This window comes from Zunongwangia endophytica, from assembly GCF_030409505.1.
GTDB classification, from domain to species: domain Bacteria; phylum Bacteroidota; class Bacteroidia; order Flavobacteriales; family Flavobacteriaceae; genus Zunongwangia; species Zunongwangia endophytica.
This window is the reverse complement of record NZ_JAUFPZ010000002.1, coordinates 2,079,326-2,094,633: the sequence shown is the minus strand read 5'-3', so window position 1 is coordinate 2,094,633 and position 15,308 is coordinate 2,079,326. Positions and strand designations below refer to the sequence as shown.

The following is a 15,308-nucleotide window of genomic DNA, read 5'->3' as shown; positions in this document are numbered from 1 at the left end:
TCTAATATTATGAAAGCGAGAACCAGAGAAGAAATAAATCAGACCGAAAGAGATTATTGGAATCAGAATAAATTGGATAGGACTAAAATCAAGAAGCTAAGAAGGCATGCTTTTTTTTATTCTTATAAGCGAGAGAGAAAGATTATCAATAAACTACTTCTGGAATTTGATGATAAAGATGTTCTAGAAATTGGTTCTTATACCTGGGCGGCCTGGTTTGATAAATCCACCAAACCTAAAAGTTTAACCTGTATAAATATTTCAGAACAGGAATTAGAAAATGGCAAAAAGCACGCGAGTTCGAGAGATTTTCCAATAAACCATTATTTGATGGATGCCAATGATTTATCTTTTGCAGATGAATCTTTTGATATTGTGTTCGGGGGAGCAATACTTCATCATTTGGATATCGAAAAATCAATAAGCCATATTCATAGAGTATTAAAGCCTGGCGGTAAGATAATTTTTTTGGAACCCCTAAATATGAATCCGATTTATAAGATTTACAGAAAAATGAATCCACAAGAGAGAACGCCAGATGAACACGCTTTGGTTTCAAAAGACATTAAAATAATCAAAGAGAAATTCACATTTGATCATTATTTTTTTGATTTTTTCACTGTCATGTTTGGAGTCGTTTCTCTAAAAGTTTATGGTGATAAAAACTACGATAACTGGATAAATAAATTAGCGTCTAATTTGGATATTTTTATTTCAAAAATTCCTTTTTTTTATGTGCTCTTCGCCAGAGTCATCCTTTACGGAAATAAAAAATAACAAAAATATTTAAGTTGAGATAGAATTTAAATTATTAGAAAATAGCGAGAATAATAAATCAAAAAGCTGCAAAGCCTCCAAAAAGTTTATGAATTCCATAGAAGATAACTGGTTATATGAAATTAGTCCCAAAAGGAAGCTAATCGACCTTAATTTCCAAGAGATTTGGCGATATAGGGATTTGTTGATTTTGTTCGTAAAGCGAGATATCACAACGGTTTATAAGCAAACTATACTTGGGCCGCTTTGGTTCTTTATTCAGCCTCTATTTACTTCTGTAATATATACGTTGGTGTTCAATAATATCGCAAGTGTATCTACAGGTAGCGTTCCTAATTTTCTATTCAATCTTACGGGAATTACAGCATGGAATTATTTTAATCAATGCTTTACCAGTACATCGAACACTTTTAATCAAAATGCAGCCCTTTTTGGTAAAGTGTATTTTCCTCGGGTTATTGTTCCTCTGAGTAAAGTAATTGCTGGATTAGTAAAATTCGGAATTCAGATTCTTATTCTAATTGTTTTTTACATCTATTTTATTTATCAAGGTAGTTCGGTTACACCAAATGCTAATCTCATTCTATTTCCTGTGTATGTGATATTAATGGCTTTTATGGGTTTAGGATTTGGGATGATTATTTCAGCAATGACAACTAAATATCGTGATCTTACCGTACTTATCGGTTTTGCGACCTCTTTGCTAGTTTATATTTCAGCGGTGCCTTATCCTTTAAGTCAGGTGGAAGAAAAGATGCCAGACATTGCATGGATTGTTCGTTTAAATCCGTTAACCCAGATTATAGAAGGATTTCGATATATGATTTTAGATGAAGGTATTTTTAACCTAGGATCTTTTTTATACACTATAGGAATTAGTCTAGCTTTATTTCTTATAGGTTTGATTACCTTTAATAGAACAGAAAAGAATTTTATAGATACTGTATAATGAGTGTCATTTTAAAAGCAGAAAATATTTCAAAACAGTATCGATTGGGTACGGTTGGTACAGGCACTATAAGCCATGATTTTAATCGGTGGTGGCATCAAATAAGAGGGAAAGAAGATCCTTATTTGAAAGTAGGAGCGGTAAACGATCGATCTGCAAAAGCAAATGAAGATTATGTTTGGGCGCTTCGAGATATTAATTTTGAAGTAAAGACGGGAGAGGTTTTAGGTATTATTGGTAAAAATGGTGCCGGAAAATCTACTTTATTAAAATTACTTTCGAGGGTAACTTCGCCCACTACCGGAAGTATTAAAACAAAAGGACGTATTGCTTCGTTGCTTGAAGTTGGGACGGGTTTTCATCCAGAACTGACTGGCCGGGAAAATATATATCTTAATGGTGCTATTCTAGGAATGACAAAGCCGGAGATACGTGCTAAAATCGATGAAATTATAGCTTTTTCCGGTTGCGAAATGTACATTGATACACCGGTGAAAAGATATAGCAGCGGGATGCGAGTACGTTTAGGTTTTGCAGTAGCAGCTCATCTAGAACCTGAAATATTAGTAGTCGATGAGGTTTTAGCCGTTGGTGATGCTGAATTTCAAAAGAAAGCTATTGGAAAAATGCAAGATCTATCTACAGGTGAAGGAAGAACGGTCCTTTTCGTGAGTCATAATATGGCCTCTATTCAACAGCTATGTACGCGATGTTTGGTTCTGAAAAATGGTTCTGTTCAATTTGAAGGGGATGTAAAAGAAGGAATAAACCAATATTTAGCAGAAGAAAAGGACGATAAGCAAAGTGGGCAATTTTTTCCGCTCTCAATAAAAAATGCCAGAATCCATGAGCTTGCTATATATGACAACCAAAAGAAAATTAATAATTTAATATCAGGTGAATCGTATTACTTCCGAATTTCTATCGAAAACATTTCCAATAAATCGATGGAATTGAATTTAAGACTTCAATTTTTCGATGAAAATAAGCGTCTGATAACTACGTTAAATACTTATCATACAGATGATTTTTTGCGTATTTCAGTTTCTGAAAAGATAACAACACAATGTGTTATAGAAAAATTAGCGATTACCTCTGGTAATTATATATTGGGGGTGCAATTATTAAATTTAGACGATCGAGAGTTATTATATGAAAATGAAAGATTTCTTGATTTTAAGGTTGCGAACGGCGACTTTTATAAAACCGGGAAATTACCTACTATAAAAAATCTAGGATTTCTACTGTCTGAATATAGCTGGCAAAAACTTAAAGATGCATGATTTCACATAAACATAAATGCATTTTTATTCATATTTCGAAATGTGCTGGATCCAGTATTGAAACTGCCTTTGGAATAGATGTTTCAAATAATTCTGAAAGTAATAACAGCAATCTTTTTGGATGGAATGAAGAATTAAAAATGCACCTTCAACATGCTACTCCAGAAGAATTGATTCAAAATAATTTATTAAGTTCTCATGAATGGAACAACTACTATAAGTTTATAATTGTAAGGAATCCATGGGATCGGCTATATTCAGACTATTGTTGGTTGAGTAAAGAACAAAATATTAACGATAGCTTTTTCAATTATATAAATGCTACTGGGAAATTTAGTAAAGTTCTAAACTGTAAAAATATTCTATATAGAGGTGATCATTTAAAATCTCAAATCAATTATTTTTGCCTAGATAATCAAAAAATAGATTATGATCAGGTGATATTTTTTGAACAAATCCAGAATGGATTAGAAAAAGTTTGTCGGGATTTGGAATTACCAAGTTCTTTTTTTAGCAAGAAAGTGAATATGGGAAAGAAGAAAAAAAATCATTATTCTTTTTTCTATAATCAAAGAAGAAAAGATATTGTAAAGGAAAAATTTAAAAATGACATAGAATTTCTGAACTATTTTTTTGAAGACAGAAAGGATGGATTAATAGATTATATTCGTAGTAATTCATCATCTAAATCCTTTATAATTTAAATCATGTCTTGTTTAGTATCTATCTGTATACCAACATATAATGGTGGAGTCTACTTACAAGAGGCTTTAGATTCCATTCTTCAGCAGAATTTTAGAGATTTTGAAATAATAATAAGTGATGACCAATCTAAAGATGAGACCCTTAAAATTGCTAATAAATTTAAAGAAGCTGTAGATTTTCCCGTTAAAATTTATAATCATAATCCAAATGGTATCGGTGCAAATTGGAATAATTGTCTTGAAAAAGCTAAGGGTAAGTATATTAAATTTTTATTTCAAGACGATATCCTATATTCTACTTGTATATCAGACATGACAAAGTTCTTAGAAGATAACAAAGATATATCTTTAGTGGCGTCTAAAAGAGATTTTATCGTAGAATCTAATTTGAATAAAGATTTAAAAAAATGGATACAGACCTATGGGAATCTTCAATGTCAATTCAAAAATCTATCGCAAACTTTGGTTTTGGATAAAAAAGTTTTTCGATCAGATTTTTTTTTACAATCACCTTTAAATAAGATAGGAGAACCTTCTGTAGTTATGTTTAGAAATGATATTCTAAAAAAAGTAGGATATTTTCGGGAAGATTTGAAGCAAATTTTAGATTATGAGTTTTATTATCGAATCTTAAAAAAACAACAAATTGCAATCTTAAATAAAAAATTAGTAGCTTTTAGAATTCACGATGATCAGGCTACAAATATCAATAGATCTTCTAAGATCAATGATTATAAAATATACAACGAAATTTTATATAAGGAATATTTTTGGTTATTAAATAAAGATTACCAAAAGAAGTATTTTTTAGAATTTCATCCATTCGCACCTATAGTAAAATATGCGATTAAACTAAAAAATAAAGTTTTGAAAGCATGATAATAGTCGTTACTTACAATGGTCTAAAATGGATTGATGAATGCTTGCAATCATGTGGTGATTTTCCTGTAGTTGTAGTCGATAATAATAGTTCGGATAATACAAAAGATTTTATTAAAACAAATTATCCGAATGTTCATCTTATAGAGCAAAATAAAAATTTAGGTTTTGGGCAAGCTAATAATATAGGGATTGAGTATGCAATTAATCATGGCGCAGATTATGTTTTCTTATTAAATCAGGACGCTTATTTAATAGAAGATTGTTTAGGAAAATTAATAAAAATCATTCAGGACAAATTAGAATATGGAATTTTAAGTCCGTTCCATTATACAAAAAGTTTTACAGGATTAGATGCAAATTTTTCAATGTTCATGTCAAGATATAATATTTCGAGGGATTATATTTTCGACGCAAATGAAAACAAGATAAAAGATATCTATTCAATTCCCTTTGTAAATGCTGCCGGTTGGCTTATACCTAAAAGAACGCTCAAAAAAGTAGGCTATTTTGATTCGCTATTTTTTCATTATGGAGAGGATCGAAATTATTGTCAAAGAGTTTTGTATCATAATATGAAAATTGGAATTGTTCCTAATGCTAAAATGATTCATGATCGTGAATTTAGAGAGGTAAAACCCGTCTTGAAATATTCAGATGACTACTATGAAGAATATATAAGATATTCTAAAGTCGAATGGGCTGATATAAACTTAAAAAACTTTGATAGTAAATTTTCATTGCATTTAAAACAAATTAGACGAAGCTATTTTAAATCATTTTTCAAGTTTAAATTTCGAAAAGCAAAAGAGATTTTATCTAAATATAGAATTCTAAAAGGACTCTATCCATCCTTAAAAAATAGTAGGAACAGAAATTCAATTAAAATTTAATAATTAAGTTCATGCATCCACATCTTGTTTCTATCATCATACCTACTTATAATCGATCTAATTTAATTGGAGAAACTCTTGACTCTATAATAGCTCAGAGTTACAAAAACTGGAATTGTACTATAATTGATGATGGATCTGATGATTATACGACTGAATTATTGGAATTTTATATTCAAAAGGATAATCGATTTTCTTTCTATAAAAGAACGGAAAACTATTTACCTGGAGGCAATGGAGCTAGAAATTATGGTTTGAATTTAGCAAAAGGTGATTATATTATTTTTTTTGATAGCGACGATTTAATGACGGAAGATCATATAGAAGTTAAAATAAAGTCACTATTAAAACATAAGGTTGATTACGTCATTACTAGAACTAGATTTTTACATGGTAGCAAATGTGATTTTGACCATTATTATACTTTTGAAAAATACGAAATAACACTTTACAATTATCTGTTTCAAAAAATTAATTGGTTAACCTATGATACTTTAATCAAAGCAACTTTAGCAAAATCAATATTATTCAATGAAAAATTATATACTGGTCAAGAGTATAATTATTACTCTAAGTTGACAGCTAAATCTACCCATTGTATTTTTATAGATAAAGTTGTTACTTTAAGGAGAAAACATGAAGTTTCCAAACAAGGTGGATTAAAAAATGATAAAAAGGCTGAAATAGAAAGTGCAATATTGAAAACTTGGTTTACTTACATAGATTTAGAAGATAAAATGAGTATAACCATTAAAAGAAAAGTTTTATTCAATATTCTCGATTGGTGTTATTTATCAGGTAAAACCTTAGTGCCGGATAAATCTATCTTTCTTGATCGTCTAAATGAAAATTTCAAAAACGGTGCTTTAAAATATAGATTAATGATTTGTTTCAAAAAATATTTGGGAAGAGGATATTTTTTTAGGCAAAAATTTAAAGTACAATTATAAAAAGTGGTTGATTCAAAATTAGTTTCCATAATCATCCCAAGTTATAACCGGGCTCATTTTATCGGTGAGACCCTGGACTCTGTGATTGCACAAACTTATCAAAACTGGGAATGTATTGTGGTAGATGATGGATCTACAGATTATACTGAGGAACTCTTGGAATTTTATTGCCATAAAGATGTTCGAATTCAATATCGTCATCGACCTGATCATAAACCGAAAGGAGCGAATGCATGCAGAAATTATGGGTTTAAATTAAGTAAGGGGCAATATGTAATTTGGTTAGATAGCGACGATATTTTATTAGAAGAATGTTTAATGCGACGAGTAAGTCGTATAGCAAAAACCAGTCTTGATTTTATTTTTTCTAACACCGCTGGTTTGGAATCATATTCAAATAAAACAAACGAACAGCTTAATTTGTTGTCCACTAAAGATAATCTTTGTGACTTTTTGTATTTTTTTGCAAGTTATAATTTACCTTGGTGGTCCACTTTAAGTGTAACCTACAGAAGAGAGTATTTGCTAAATTTTAGTTTCGATGAAAATCTAAAAAGATTTCAAGATATTGATTTCTACATTCAAATTCTAATTGAAGAGCCTTCTTTTGAGCACTTAGATTTGATCGATAATTTATATCGTTTTGACAAAAGCTACAAGATCGAAAGCGTTGTATCCAGTGACTTAATTTTATCTTGTTTTCTTAGACTCAATATGAAGTATTTTAAATACTATACTGACGATCCAAAATTACGCCAATGCTTTCGAAAATTTTTGTATAAATTAATAAAAACCTATCTCTATGAAAATAATTTAACTTTTTTTAAATTTTATTTTAAATCAATTTTAAATTATAGAATGCACTTTCTTTTGGATTTTAAAGATTTTGCAATAATCCTCCTAAATCTTTTAATATCAGTTTTAAATATTAGGAATTATAATGGTATTGGAATGCATAAGGTGAAAATTATTACCGATAGAAACTTAAATTAATTATTATAAAAGAAATTGAAAATTTTAATAGTAACGCCATTTTTCGATAATTTAGGAGGAAGTGAACTTGAAACTATCCATACGGCAAATTATATTAGTGAACTTTCTCATGTCTCGAAGGTATTTATATTTTCAAATGAAAATCCTAATTATAAGTTTTTGGAAGGTATTGAGATAAGTAATAAAATAGAATTTATATCTTATCCTTATATCATCAGAACCACTTTTTTAAAAAAATGGAATGCTAAATATCTTTACTGGAAACTAGTTTATTTTTTCAAGCAAATTGATTTTGTTTATATTATAACAAAAAATACCCAGGATTTTTATTATCCAATTATCAAATCTTTTTTTAATAAAAAAAAGATAATTATAAAATATACTACTATAAGATATATTCAATTATCGCCTTTACATATTTCTTTACTTAATAGTGTAAATCAAAATCTAGTGACATCAGAAAATCAAGTAGATTATTTTATTAGACAAGGAATTAATAATATAAGTTGCAATGAGGTTTTAACTTTCTCGGAAAGCATTCTTTTAGGTCAATCACCATGCAAAATTTACAAATATGATTTCGGAGTTATTTCTAGAATTAGTCCTGAAAAACAATTAGAGGATACAATCTATTTAATATCTGAACTCAAAGCTAGAGGTCTTAGGAAGCGTTTAATTATTATAGGAACTGGTGAGATTTCATATAGGAACTTTTTAATTTCAGAAGTTAGTCGTTTGAAATTAAATGATTTAGTAGATTTTGATTTTAATGAAATACCATATGATGTAGTGCATACTAAATTTAGTCTGTTTAAAATTTTTCTAATTACTTCATCTTATGAAGGAGGCCCTAATATTGCTTTAGAGTTGATGGCAGCTGCAAAAGTAATTCTTACGTATAATGTGGGTGCAATGCCAATTAGACTTGGAAAATTCGAGTTTTTAGTAACTTCTAATTTTCATGGTCTTATATTGAATTCTATCTATTTACTTTCTCTTCCTGATGAAATGTTTTTGAAGCTTTCCAATGATATTAGATCAGAATATTTAATGAAATTTAGAAATGAATTTACAGAGGATTATTTAAAAAGTAAATTAATTTAAATAATGAAAATATTGCTTATTTCTATGCCTTCCATCCATGTTATTAGGTGGATAGAGAATATAAAAGATCAGAATTGGGAATTATATTGGTTTGATATTTTAGATAGAGGCAAACTAAAAACCAACTTGGAAATAACGCAATATACAAATTGGAAAAAACGAAAATTACCATATATAAAAGGAGAATATTTTTTAAGTAAGAAAACACCAGATTTTTATCAAAAAATTAAATATATCTTAGAAATAACGGAGTCTGAGCAATTCGAATTAATCTTAAATGAAATTGATCCAGATGTTGTACACAGTTTCGAAATGCAGGAGTGTTCTTATCCTTTAGCAAATATTCTTGATAAAGAAAAATACAGACATATTCCTTGGATATATTCATGTTGGGGCAGTGATATTTATTACTATCGAAATTTAAAAAGCCATAAAAGAGAGATTATTGATGTATTAAAGAGAATTAATTATTTACACACAGATAATAATCGTGATCAAAATATAGCACGAGAATTAGGATTTAGAGGAAAAACATTTGGTGTCTACCCCGGAGGTGGAGGTTACCAAATTCCATCAAAAGAAGTGTTTTATAATCCCAAAAGGAATATCATTCTGGTTAAAGGCTATCAACATACGTTTGGAAGAGGTTTAGTAGTAGTAAAAGCTTTAGAAGAAATTTTATCAAAAATACTTGAAAGTGGATTTCAGGTGACAATATTTGCGGCTCATCCTACAGTTATAGACTATATTGAAGAAAAGTCTTTGCCCTTTAAGACATATTCTCGCCATGCTTTAAATCATATAGATGTATTAAATATAATGCAAAAAACTTCTATATACATAGGAAATAGTGTTTCAGATGGAATACCAAATACATTGATAGAAGCTATAGTGAATGGAGCTTTTCCTATTCAATCCAATCCCGGCGGTGCCAGCGAAGAGATAATTGAAAATGGCAAGAATGGTTTGTTAATCGATGATGCAGATTCTATTGCAACTGTCGAATCTTTAATCAGGAAAGTTTTAGATGATAAAGAGCTCATTTCTATGGCTCCTAGTATAAATTATTACTTATCAAAATCTCGTTTTGATTATAATTTGGTAAAAAAGCAAATTATATACAGTTATAATAAAATATTGGACTGATGAGAAAAGGAAATAATCCCAATAAAGATAAAGTTCTCTATGATGCTAGGTTTGTACATCAGGTTATTATCCCGGTTTATATCCCCAATCAACAAGATTATTTTAAGGATGCTTTTAAAATTTTCAAAAAGTGCATTCAATCGGTCTTAGAAACTATAAGTTTAGAATATACGTTTATTACTATAATAAATAATGGAAGTTGTGCTGAAGTTGAAAACTATCTTTTAGTTTTAAAAAGTGAGAAGAAAATTCAGGAACTTATCAATACGTCCAATATTGGTAAATTAAATGCAATCTACAAAGGTGTAGTAGGGCATAATTTTGATATAATAACTATTGCAGATGCCGATACCATGTTTCTACCGGGTTGGCAGTATGAAACTATTCAGATTTTTAATTCGTTTCCAAAAGTTGGAACGGTTGGGATAGTGCCGCAGTTTAATATGTATGCGAACTTTTGTACTAATGTAATTTTTGATAATTTTTTCAATAAAAAAATGCGCTTTTTAAAGGTGGCTGAACCTAAAGAGATGCAACTATTTTATCAAAGTATTGGTTGGGATATGAAAGAAGATCATTATTACTTGCAATATATTTTAGGGATAGAAAAGAGCGATGTGAAAGCCTGTATTGGTTCCAGTCATTTTGTAGCGACATATAGAAAAGAGGTTTTGAGCGAAATAGAAAAATATATACCGGCAAAGATGGGCAGCGATAGTGAACGTTTGTTAGATGTAGCTGCACAAAATAAGGACTTATGGAAACTTACAACCTTTAAAAATTACGCCTACCATATGGGGAACGTTTATGAGGATTGGATGGATGAGGTGAAATTTCATCAAACCAAAAAGAAATTAGAGTATAAGAGGCTTCAATTAACTCAACCTTCAAAATTAGCTTTTCTGATAAAAAATAAGTTTTTTAAAACTATTTTGCGCATCAAACTCATTAATGATTTCTTCTTCAGATACAAAGGTTTATCTAAAAATGTGTTAAAGCAATATAATAAAACTTATTATTAAGTTATGATATAAATATAAGTCCATTTTATGGTAGAGATGAGATTACTCTTGAAAATTGGAAGAATTAATCAGATTAGTTTTAGAAGAAAATGAAAAATAACACCAATTTTGAATTAGATATTTATTTTCGTGAATTGGAAAATAAATTTCCTGTTGAACAATGGTGCATCAGTGGAATATATGTATGGCCTTATATCCGCATTAAGTTATATCTTTTTTTACTTTCAGAACAAATAAATCGAGATAAAGAGAATAAAGTTGATAAAACTAGTTCAATTAGTCGAAAAAAAATAAAAAATAGAAGTTTCAAAAAAACAGTAAAGCTGTTAAAGGCAATAATTAGTCATGAAATATTTTTTTCAAAACTTCAGAGAAAAAAGATAGTATTTGTAGGTTCTCATTTTCACAGAATTCAAGAACAGGGTTTTGCTTTTAATCGTTTTTTTGACAGTATGATTAAAAGTAATCATCTGGAAAATGAAGTTTACTTTTTAGAATATCAAAAAATTATAGCTAATAGCTATAATAAAAAGGTGATTATTAATTTACAAAAGCGAATTGATGCTTTCAGAAATATTGATACAGCCTTCAAGTCTAAAAAAAAATCCTTTGAAAATGATAGTGAACTTTATAAATACGATTCTTTTTTAAAGGAAGTGACGAAGGAGTTTATTAAAGTTGAATCTCTCAATTTGGAGGCGAAGAATTTAAGAAATTGGGTTAAGAAGATAAATTCCCTTTCTAATTTCTATATTCGGTTTTTCAAAAAAGTTTCTCCCGACAAACTAATTTTTTGCGGTTATTATGCGTGGGATAATTTGTATGCTGCAATCTATAGTGCAAATAAACTCAATATTAAAACTATAGATTTTCAGCATGGTCCACAAACAAATCATATGGTTTTTTCTGATTGGTTTAAGATACCAGAGTCTGGTTACAATCTGATGCCCAAAGAATATTGGGTATGGGATCAAGAGTCTAAACTTAATATTGAAAAATGGTCGGCAGATAAAAAAGATATCATCGTTAAAATTGCTGGTCACCCTTACTTGCAATATAAAAAAACGAATGATAAAAGTGTAAAGAGCGCAGTTGTATTTAGCATGCAAACATTTCCACTGGAAAGAATGATTCCGAAAGAGATAATAACGTTGATGAAAAATTGGAGTTATAAGTGGATTTTTAGATTGCATCCTAGAAACTCTTTTTCCATTTCAGAAATAGAGAATTTTTTTGATAACTTTGGAGTCGATCGTCATATTTATGATTTAGAATTACCTAATGAAAAATCTCTTCCAGAAACCTTTTCTATTGCTCATTTACATTTTACAGGATTTTCTGGCTGTACTTTAGAAGCTAGGTCCTTAGGTGTGCCTACAATTTTGATCGATCCAATAGGTAGTGATTTTTTTAAAGAATATTTTGATGAAAAATTGATATTTTGGCTTAGCCCCAAATCTGATGATTTCTTTGAAAAATCAACCCAAATTCTGAATGATTTTGTGTTACAAAAATCTGGTCAAAATAGGTCAAAAGTTATAAATCCATTACATTTTTAATGCTTAGTCTTGTTCTTACATATCGCAACCGTCAACTAGAAATTGTAAAACGTTGTTTAGATTCTTTACGAGAGCAAAGCGATCAAGATTTCAAGGTTTTCTTAGTCAATTATGGAAGTTCAGACAAATTCACCACTGCTTTAGAGAAGCAAATTAAAAACTATAATTTTATAGACTATATTTTTGTATCCACATACGGTCAACTTTGGAATAAGAGCAGAGCAATAAACATAGCATTACAAAAATGTAATTCACCTCTTTTTTTAATGGGGGATATCGATTTGTTGTATCATCCGGAAATGGTGAGAAAATGTAAACAAATATCGCAGAAAAATGATATAGTTTACTTTAAGTATGCGTTCTTAGATAAAAAAGAATCCTCTAAAGATGGAACTTTCTTTGACTACAATCCTTCATTTACGGGAAATGAAGGGGTCACAGGAACAACTTTATATAAAACATCTATATTAAAAAAAATAAATGGTTACGACGAGTTTTATCATGGTTGGGGTGCAGAAGATACCGATGTACACTTGCGATTAAAGAATGCTGGTTTTTCAGTGCATTTTTTTGACGAAGAAATTTTAGTTAAACATCAGTGGCATCCTAAGCAATACCGAAGCAAAAAAAGTGAATTTCCTTATCATACCAATTTAGAGAAAATTAATCATCGATATATGATGATGCAAAATCAGAATAAAGTTACTCATGCTAATTTGAAATTTGTTTGGGGCGAAATGCCAAATATTGTAAAATTTACAGAATTACGAAATCCTATAAATAGAATTATATTAACTTCAGAATGTAATCAATTTGATGCATTTCTTACAGGTGTTTTTCCTATTTTATCAGAATCATCTTCGATTAAAATTAAGACTGATAGTCTTGGAAAATCTATTAAAAATAGATTAAAGAAAACTATTGGAAAAAAATATATACGAACATATTCGATGGAATATATTAATAATAAGCTTTTAGAAGCTATTATTCTACAGCATAGGCTTTCTATATATCACTACCAAATAGATTGGGAAAAAGAAGAACTAACTTTAAAAATAGTTCCCGATGCCTAAAAAAAGGAAGATTTTAATGGTATCAATGCCAAGCTTACATTTTTTTAGATGGGTCGATCAACTAAAAGATAGCGATTTTGAAGTGTATTGGTTTGATATCACCGGGGCCGGGAATTTTATAGAACGTATAAGCTGGGTACATCAAATCACCAACTGGAAATTGCGATGGAATTTCCCGGGTAGAATCTTTTTGAAATCTAGATTTCCCCAATTGTATCAGGGTATCTCAAAATATAATGAACGTACTCTTTCGCAGGAATTTGAAAAAACGGTTAATGAAATTCAGCCTGATACCGTACACAGTTTTGCATTATATGTTTCCTGTACTCCTATTTTATCTGTTATGAAAAAGCATACTGAATTAAAATGGATATACAGTTCTTGGGGGAGCGATCTGTTTTATTTTCAAAATAACACTAATTATTTAGCGGATATAAAGAAGGTGCTCAAGCGTGTAAATTATTTAATAACAGATTGTAAGCGAGATTTTCAAATAGCTGAAAAATATGGTTTTAGAGGACAATTTTTAGGAGTTTTTCCTGGGGGTGGAGGTTTTAAAATTGGCGAACTTAATAATTTCAGGGAAACACAAGAGGATAGGAAATTAATTTTAATAAAGGGATATCAAGGACGTTCTGGTAGAGCAGTACCTATATTAAAAGCTATTTCAAAACTGACAGAAGAACTTCAATTATATAAGATTGTAATTTTTGGTGCCGATCCAGAAGTTTTTGAATACTTAAAAAAGTCTGATTTAAGAACTTGGGATAATATTCAGGTTTTAGGAAAAATTCCACATGATAGAGTGTTAAAGCTAATGGGATCTTCTAAAATTTATATAGGTAATAGTAATTCAGATGGGATGCCGAATACATTATTAGAAGCAATTTGTATGGATGTTTTTCCTATTCAGTCGAATCCGGGAAATGTAACTTCAGAAATAATAGAACATGGTAAAAATGGTTTACTAATTTCTGATTGTGATGATGTTGTTGAAATAATATCACATTTAAAGCAAGCGATAACTACAGATATATCTAATACTTATAAGATAGTTAACGATGATTTGAAGCAATCATTAGATTTCGAAAATGTCAAAAATCGTGTTTTAAAAGTCTATAAAGCAATATTAAATTAAAATGCCAAAAAAAATCCGACTTTTCTGGTGGAACGAACGTGAAATACAACATAAAGCTAAAGAGAACTATGGTGATCTCTTGGGTAAATATTTAGTCGAAAAAATATCCGGGAAAAAAGCGGAATTTGCTTGGCCAAAGAAATGGAGCTATAAAGATTGGTTTTCGCCAATATATGCTACCGTTGGTAGCATATTAACGCACGTCAATACAAAATGTATAGTTTGGGGAAGTGGCATTATTAGTAAAACATTACCAGTTAAAAACGCTAAATTTCTAGCTGTAAGAGGCCCACAGACAAGAAAGTTCTTAATAGATAAAGGTTATCAGGTTCCCGAAGTATATGGCGATCCTGCCATTCTGTTGCCAGATTATTACCAACCATCAATACCGAAAGTTTATAAAATAGGTATCATTCCACATTATAATGACTACCAATTGGCTAAGAAATTAATTGTTGGGCTAGAGGGAGTAATACTGATTGATTTCATGACAAACGATGTTGAAAAAACTACGCGAGAAATTTTAGCTTGTGAGCGTATTATTTCTTCTTCTCTACACGGTATAATTGTGAGTCATGCATATCGAATTCCGGCGGTTTGGCAGAAATTTTCAGATAAAGTATTTGGAGATGACATTAAATATCAAGATTATATGGAGTCTGTTCAAATTCCATTTTACCAACCTGGAATTAGAGAAAACTCATATTCATTTTCAGAATTAGATTCTTTATTTGATTCTTATCATACTTTACCAGATACAAAAAGAGTCGAAGAACTCAAAAAGGGCTTATTAGATGTGTGTCCTTTCAAGCAGTGATACCATTCGTCGCCTAATATT

General features: G+C 29.7%; 15 protein-coding genes. All 15 read left to right on the top strand.

The window, feature by feature from the left end:
• Nucleotides 1-9: 9 nt before the first annotated feature.
• The 15 genes from QWY91_RS09175 (at nucleotide 10) to QWY91_RS09105 (ending at nucleotide 15,287) form a co-directional block, all read left to right on the top strand.
• Nucleotides 10-777 (top strand): class I SAM-dependent methyltransferase, encoded by a 768-nt coding sequence (locus QWY91_RS09175; protein WP_290234074.1) that lies wholly within the window; start codon nucleotides 10-12, stop codon nucleotides 775-777.
• An 88-nt stretch (nucleotides 778-865) separates the two neighbouring features.
• The gene (locus QWY91_RS09170; RefSeq protein WP_290234072.1) at nucleotides 866-1,726 is read left to right on the top strand and encodes an ABC transporter permease; all 861 of its coding nucleotides are present in this window, start codon (nucleotides 866-868) and stop codon (nucleotides 1,724-1,726) included.
• A complete protein-coding gene (locus QWY91_RS09165) occupies nucleotides 1,726-3,009 on the top strand; it encodes an ABC transporter ATP-binding protein (protein WP_290234070.1) in 1,284 nt (427 codons plus the stop codon). Before QWY91_RS09170 ends, QWY91_RS09165 begins: the two co-directional genes overlap by 1 nt.
• A complete protein-coding gene (locus QWY91_RS09160) occupies nucleotides 3,006-3,713 on the top strand; it encodes a sulfotransferase family 2 domain-containing protein (RefSeq protein ID WP_290234066.1) in 708 nt (235 codons plus the stop codon). Before QWY91_RS09165 ends, QWY91_RS09160 begins: the two co-directional genes overlap by 4 nt.
• Nucleotides 3,714-3,716: 3 nt before the next feature.
• The gene (locus QWY91_RS09155) at nucleotides 3,717-4,592 is read left to right on the top strand and encodes a glycosyltransferase family 2 protein (RefSeq protein ID WP_290234063.1); all 876 of its coding nucleotides are present in this window, start codon (nucleotides 3,717-3,719) and stop codon (nucleotides 4,590-4,592) included.
• On the top strand, nucleotides 4,589-5,485 hold the full coding sequence (locus QWY91_RS09150) for a glycosyltransferase family 2 protein (protein ID WP_290234061.1): 897 nt from the start codon (nucleotides 4,589-4,591) through the stop codon (nucleotides 5,483-5,485). Before QWY91_RS09155 ends, QWY91_RS09150 begins: the two co-directional genes overlap by 4 nt.
• 11 nt (nucleotides 5,486-5,496) lie before the next feature.
• A complete protein-coding gene (locus QWY91_RS09145; RefSeq protein ID WP_290234058.1) occupies nucleotides 5,497-6,435 on the top strand; it encodes a glycosyltransferase family 2 protein in 939 nt (312 codons plus the stop codon).
• A gap of 3 nt (nucleotides 6,436-6,438) precedes the next feature.
• A complete protein-coding gene (locus QWY91_RS09140; RefSeq protein WP_290234056.1) occupies nucleotides 6,439-7,428 on the top strand; it encodes a glycosyltransferase family 2 protein in 990 nt (329 codons plus the stop codon).
• Nucleotides 7,429-7,443: 15 nt separating this feature from the next.
• Nucleotides 7,444-8,532: a glycosyltransferase gene (locus QWY91_RS09135; RefSeq protein ID WP_290234052.1), complete on the top strand. Its 1,089-nt coding sequence runs from the start codon at nucleotides 7,444-7,446 to the stop codon at nucleotides 8,530-8,532.
• 3 nt (nucleotides 8,533-8,535) lie between these two features.
• Complete coding sequence (locus tag QWY91_RS09130) at nucleotides 8,536-9,678, top strand: glycosyltransferase (protein ID WP_290234050.1); 1,143 nt, start codon at nucleotides 8,536-8,538, stop codon at nucleotides 9,676-9,678.
• Nucleotides 9,678-10,700 (top strand): glycosyltransferase family A protein, encoded by a 1,023-nt coding sequence (locus QWY91_RS09125; protein WP_290234048.1) that lies wholly within the window; start codon nucleotides 9,678-9,680, stop codon nucleotides 10,698-10,700. The genes QWY91_RS09130 and QWY91_RS09125 overlap by 1 nt, the downstream gene beginning before the upstream one ends.
• Before the next feature lie 89 nt (nucleotides 10,701-10,789).
• The gene (locus tag QWY91_RS09120) at nucleotides 10,790-12,259 is read left to right on the top strand and encodes a hypothetical protein (protein WP_290234047.1); all 1,470 of its coding nucleotides are present in this window, start codon (nucleotides 10,790-10,792) and stop codon (nucleotides 12,257-12,259) included.
• Nucleotides 12,259-13,332, top strand: coding sequence for a glycosyltransferase family 2 protein (locus QWY91_RS09115; protein WP_290234045.1), 1,074 nt, complete (start codon nucleotides 12,259-12,261; stop codon nucleotides 13,330-13,332). The genes QWY91_RS09120 and QWY91_RS09115 overlap by 1 nt, the downstream gene beginning before the upstream one ends.
• Nucleotides 13,325-14,470, top strand: a complete 1,146-nt coding sequence (locus QWY91_RS09110; protein ID WP_290234042.1) for a glycosyltransferase — start codon at nucleotides 13,325-13,327, stop codon at nucleotides 14,468-14,470. The genes QWY91_RS09115 and QWY91_RS09110 overlap by 8 nt, the downstream gene beginning before the upstream one ends.
• Before the next feature lies 1 nt (nucleotide 14,471).
• Nucleotides 14,472-15,287 carry a polysaccharide pyruvyl transferase family protein gene (locus QWY91_RS09105; RefSeq protein WP_290234040.1) on the top strand — a complete coding sequence of 272 codons (816 nt, stop codon included), beginning with the start codon at nucleotides 14,472-14,474 and terminating at the stop codon, nucleotides 15,285-15,287.
• Nucleotides 15,288-15,308: the final 21 nt, after the last annotated feature.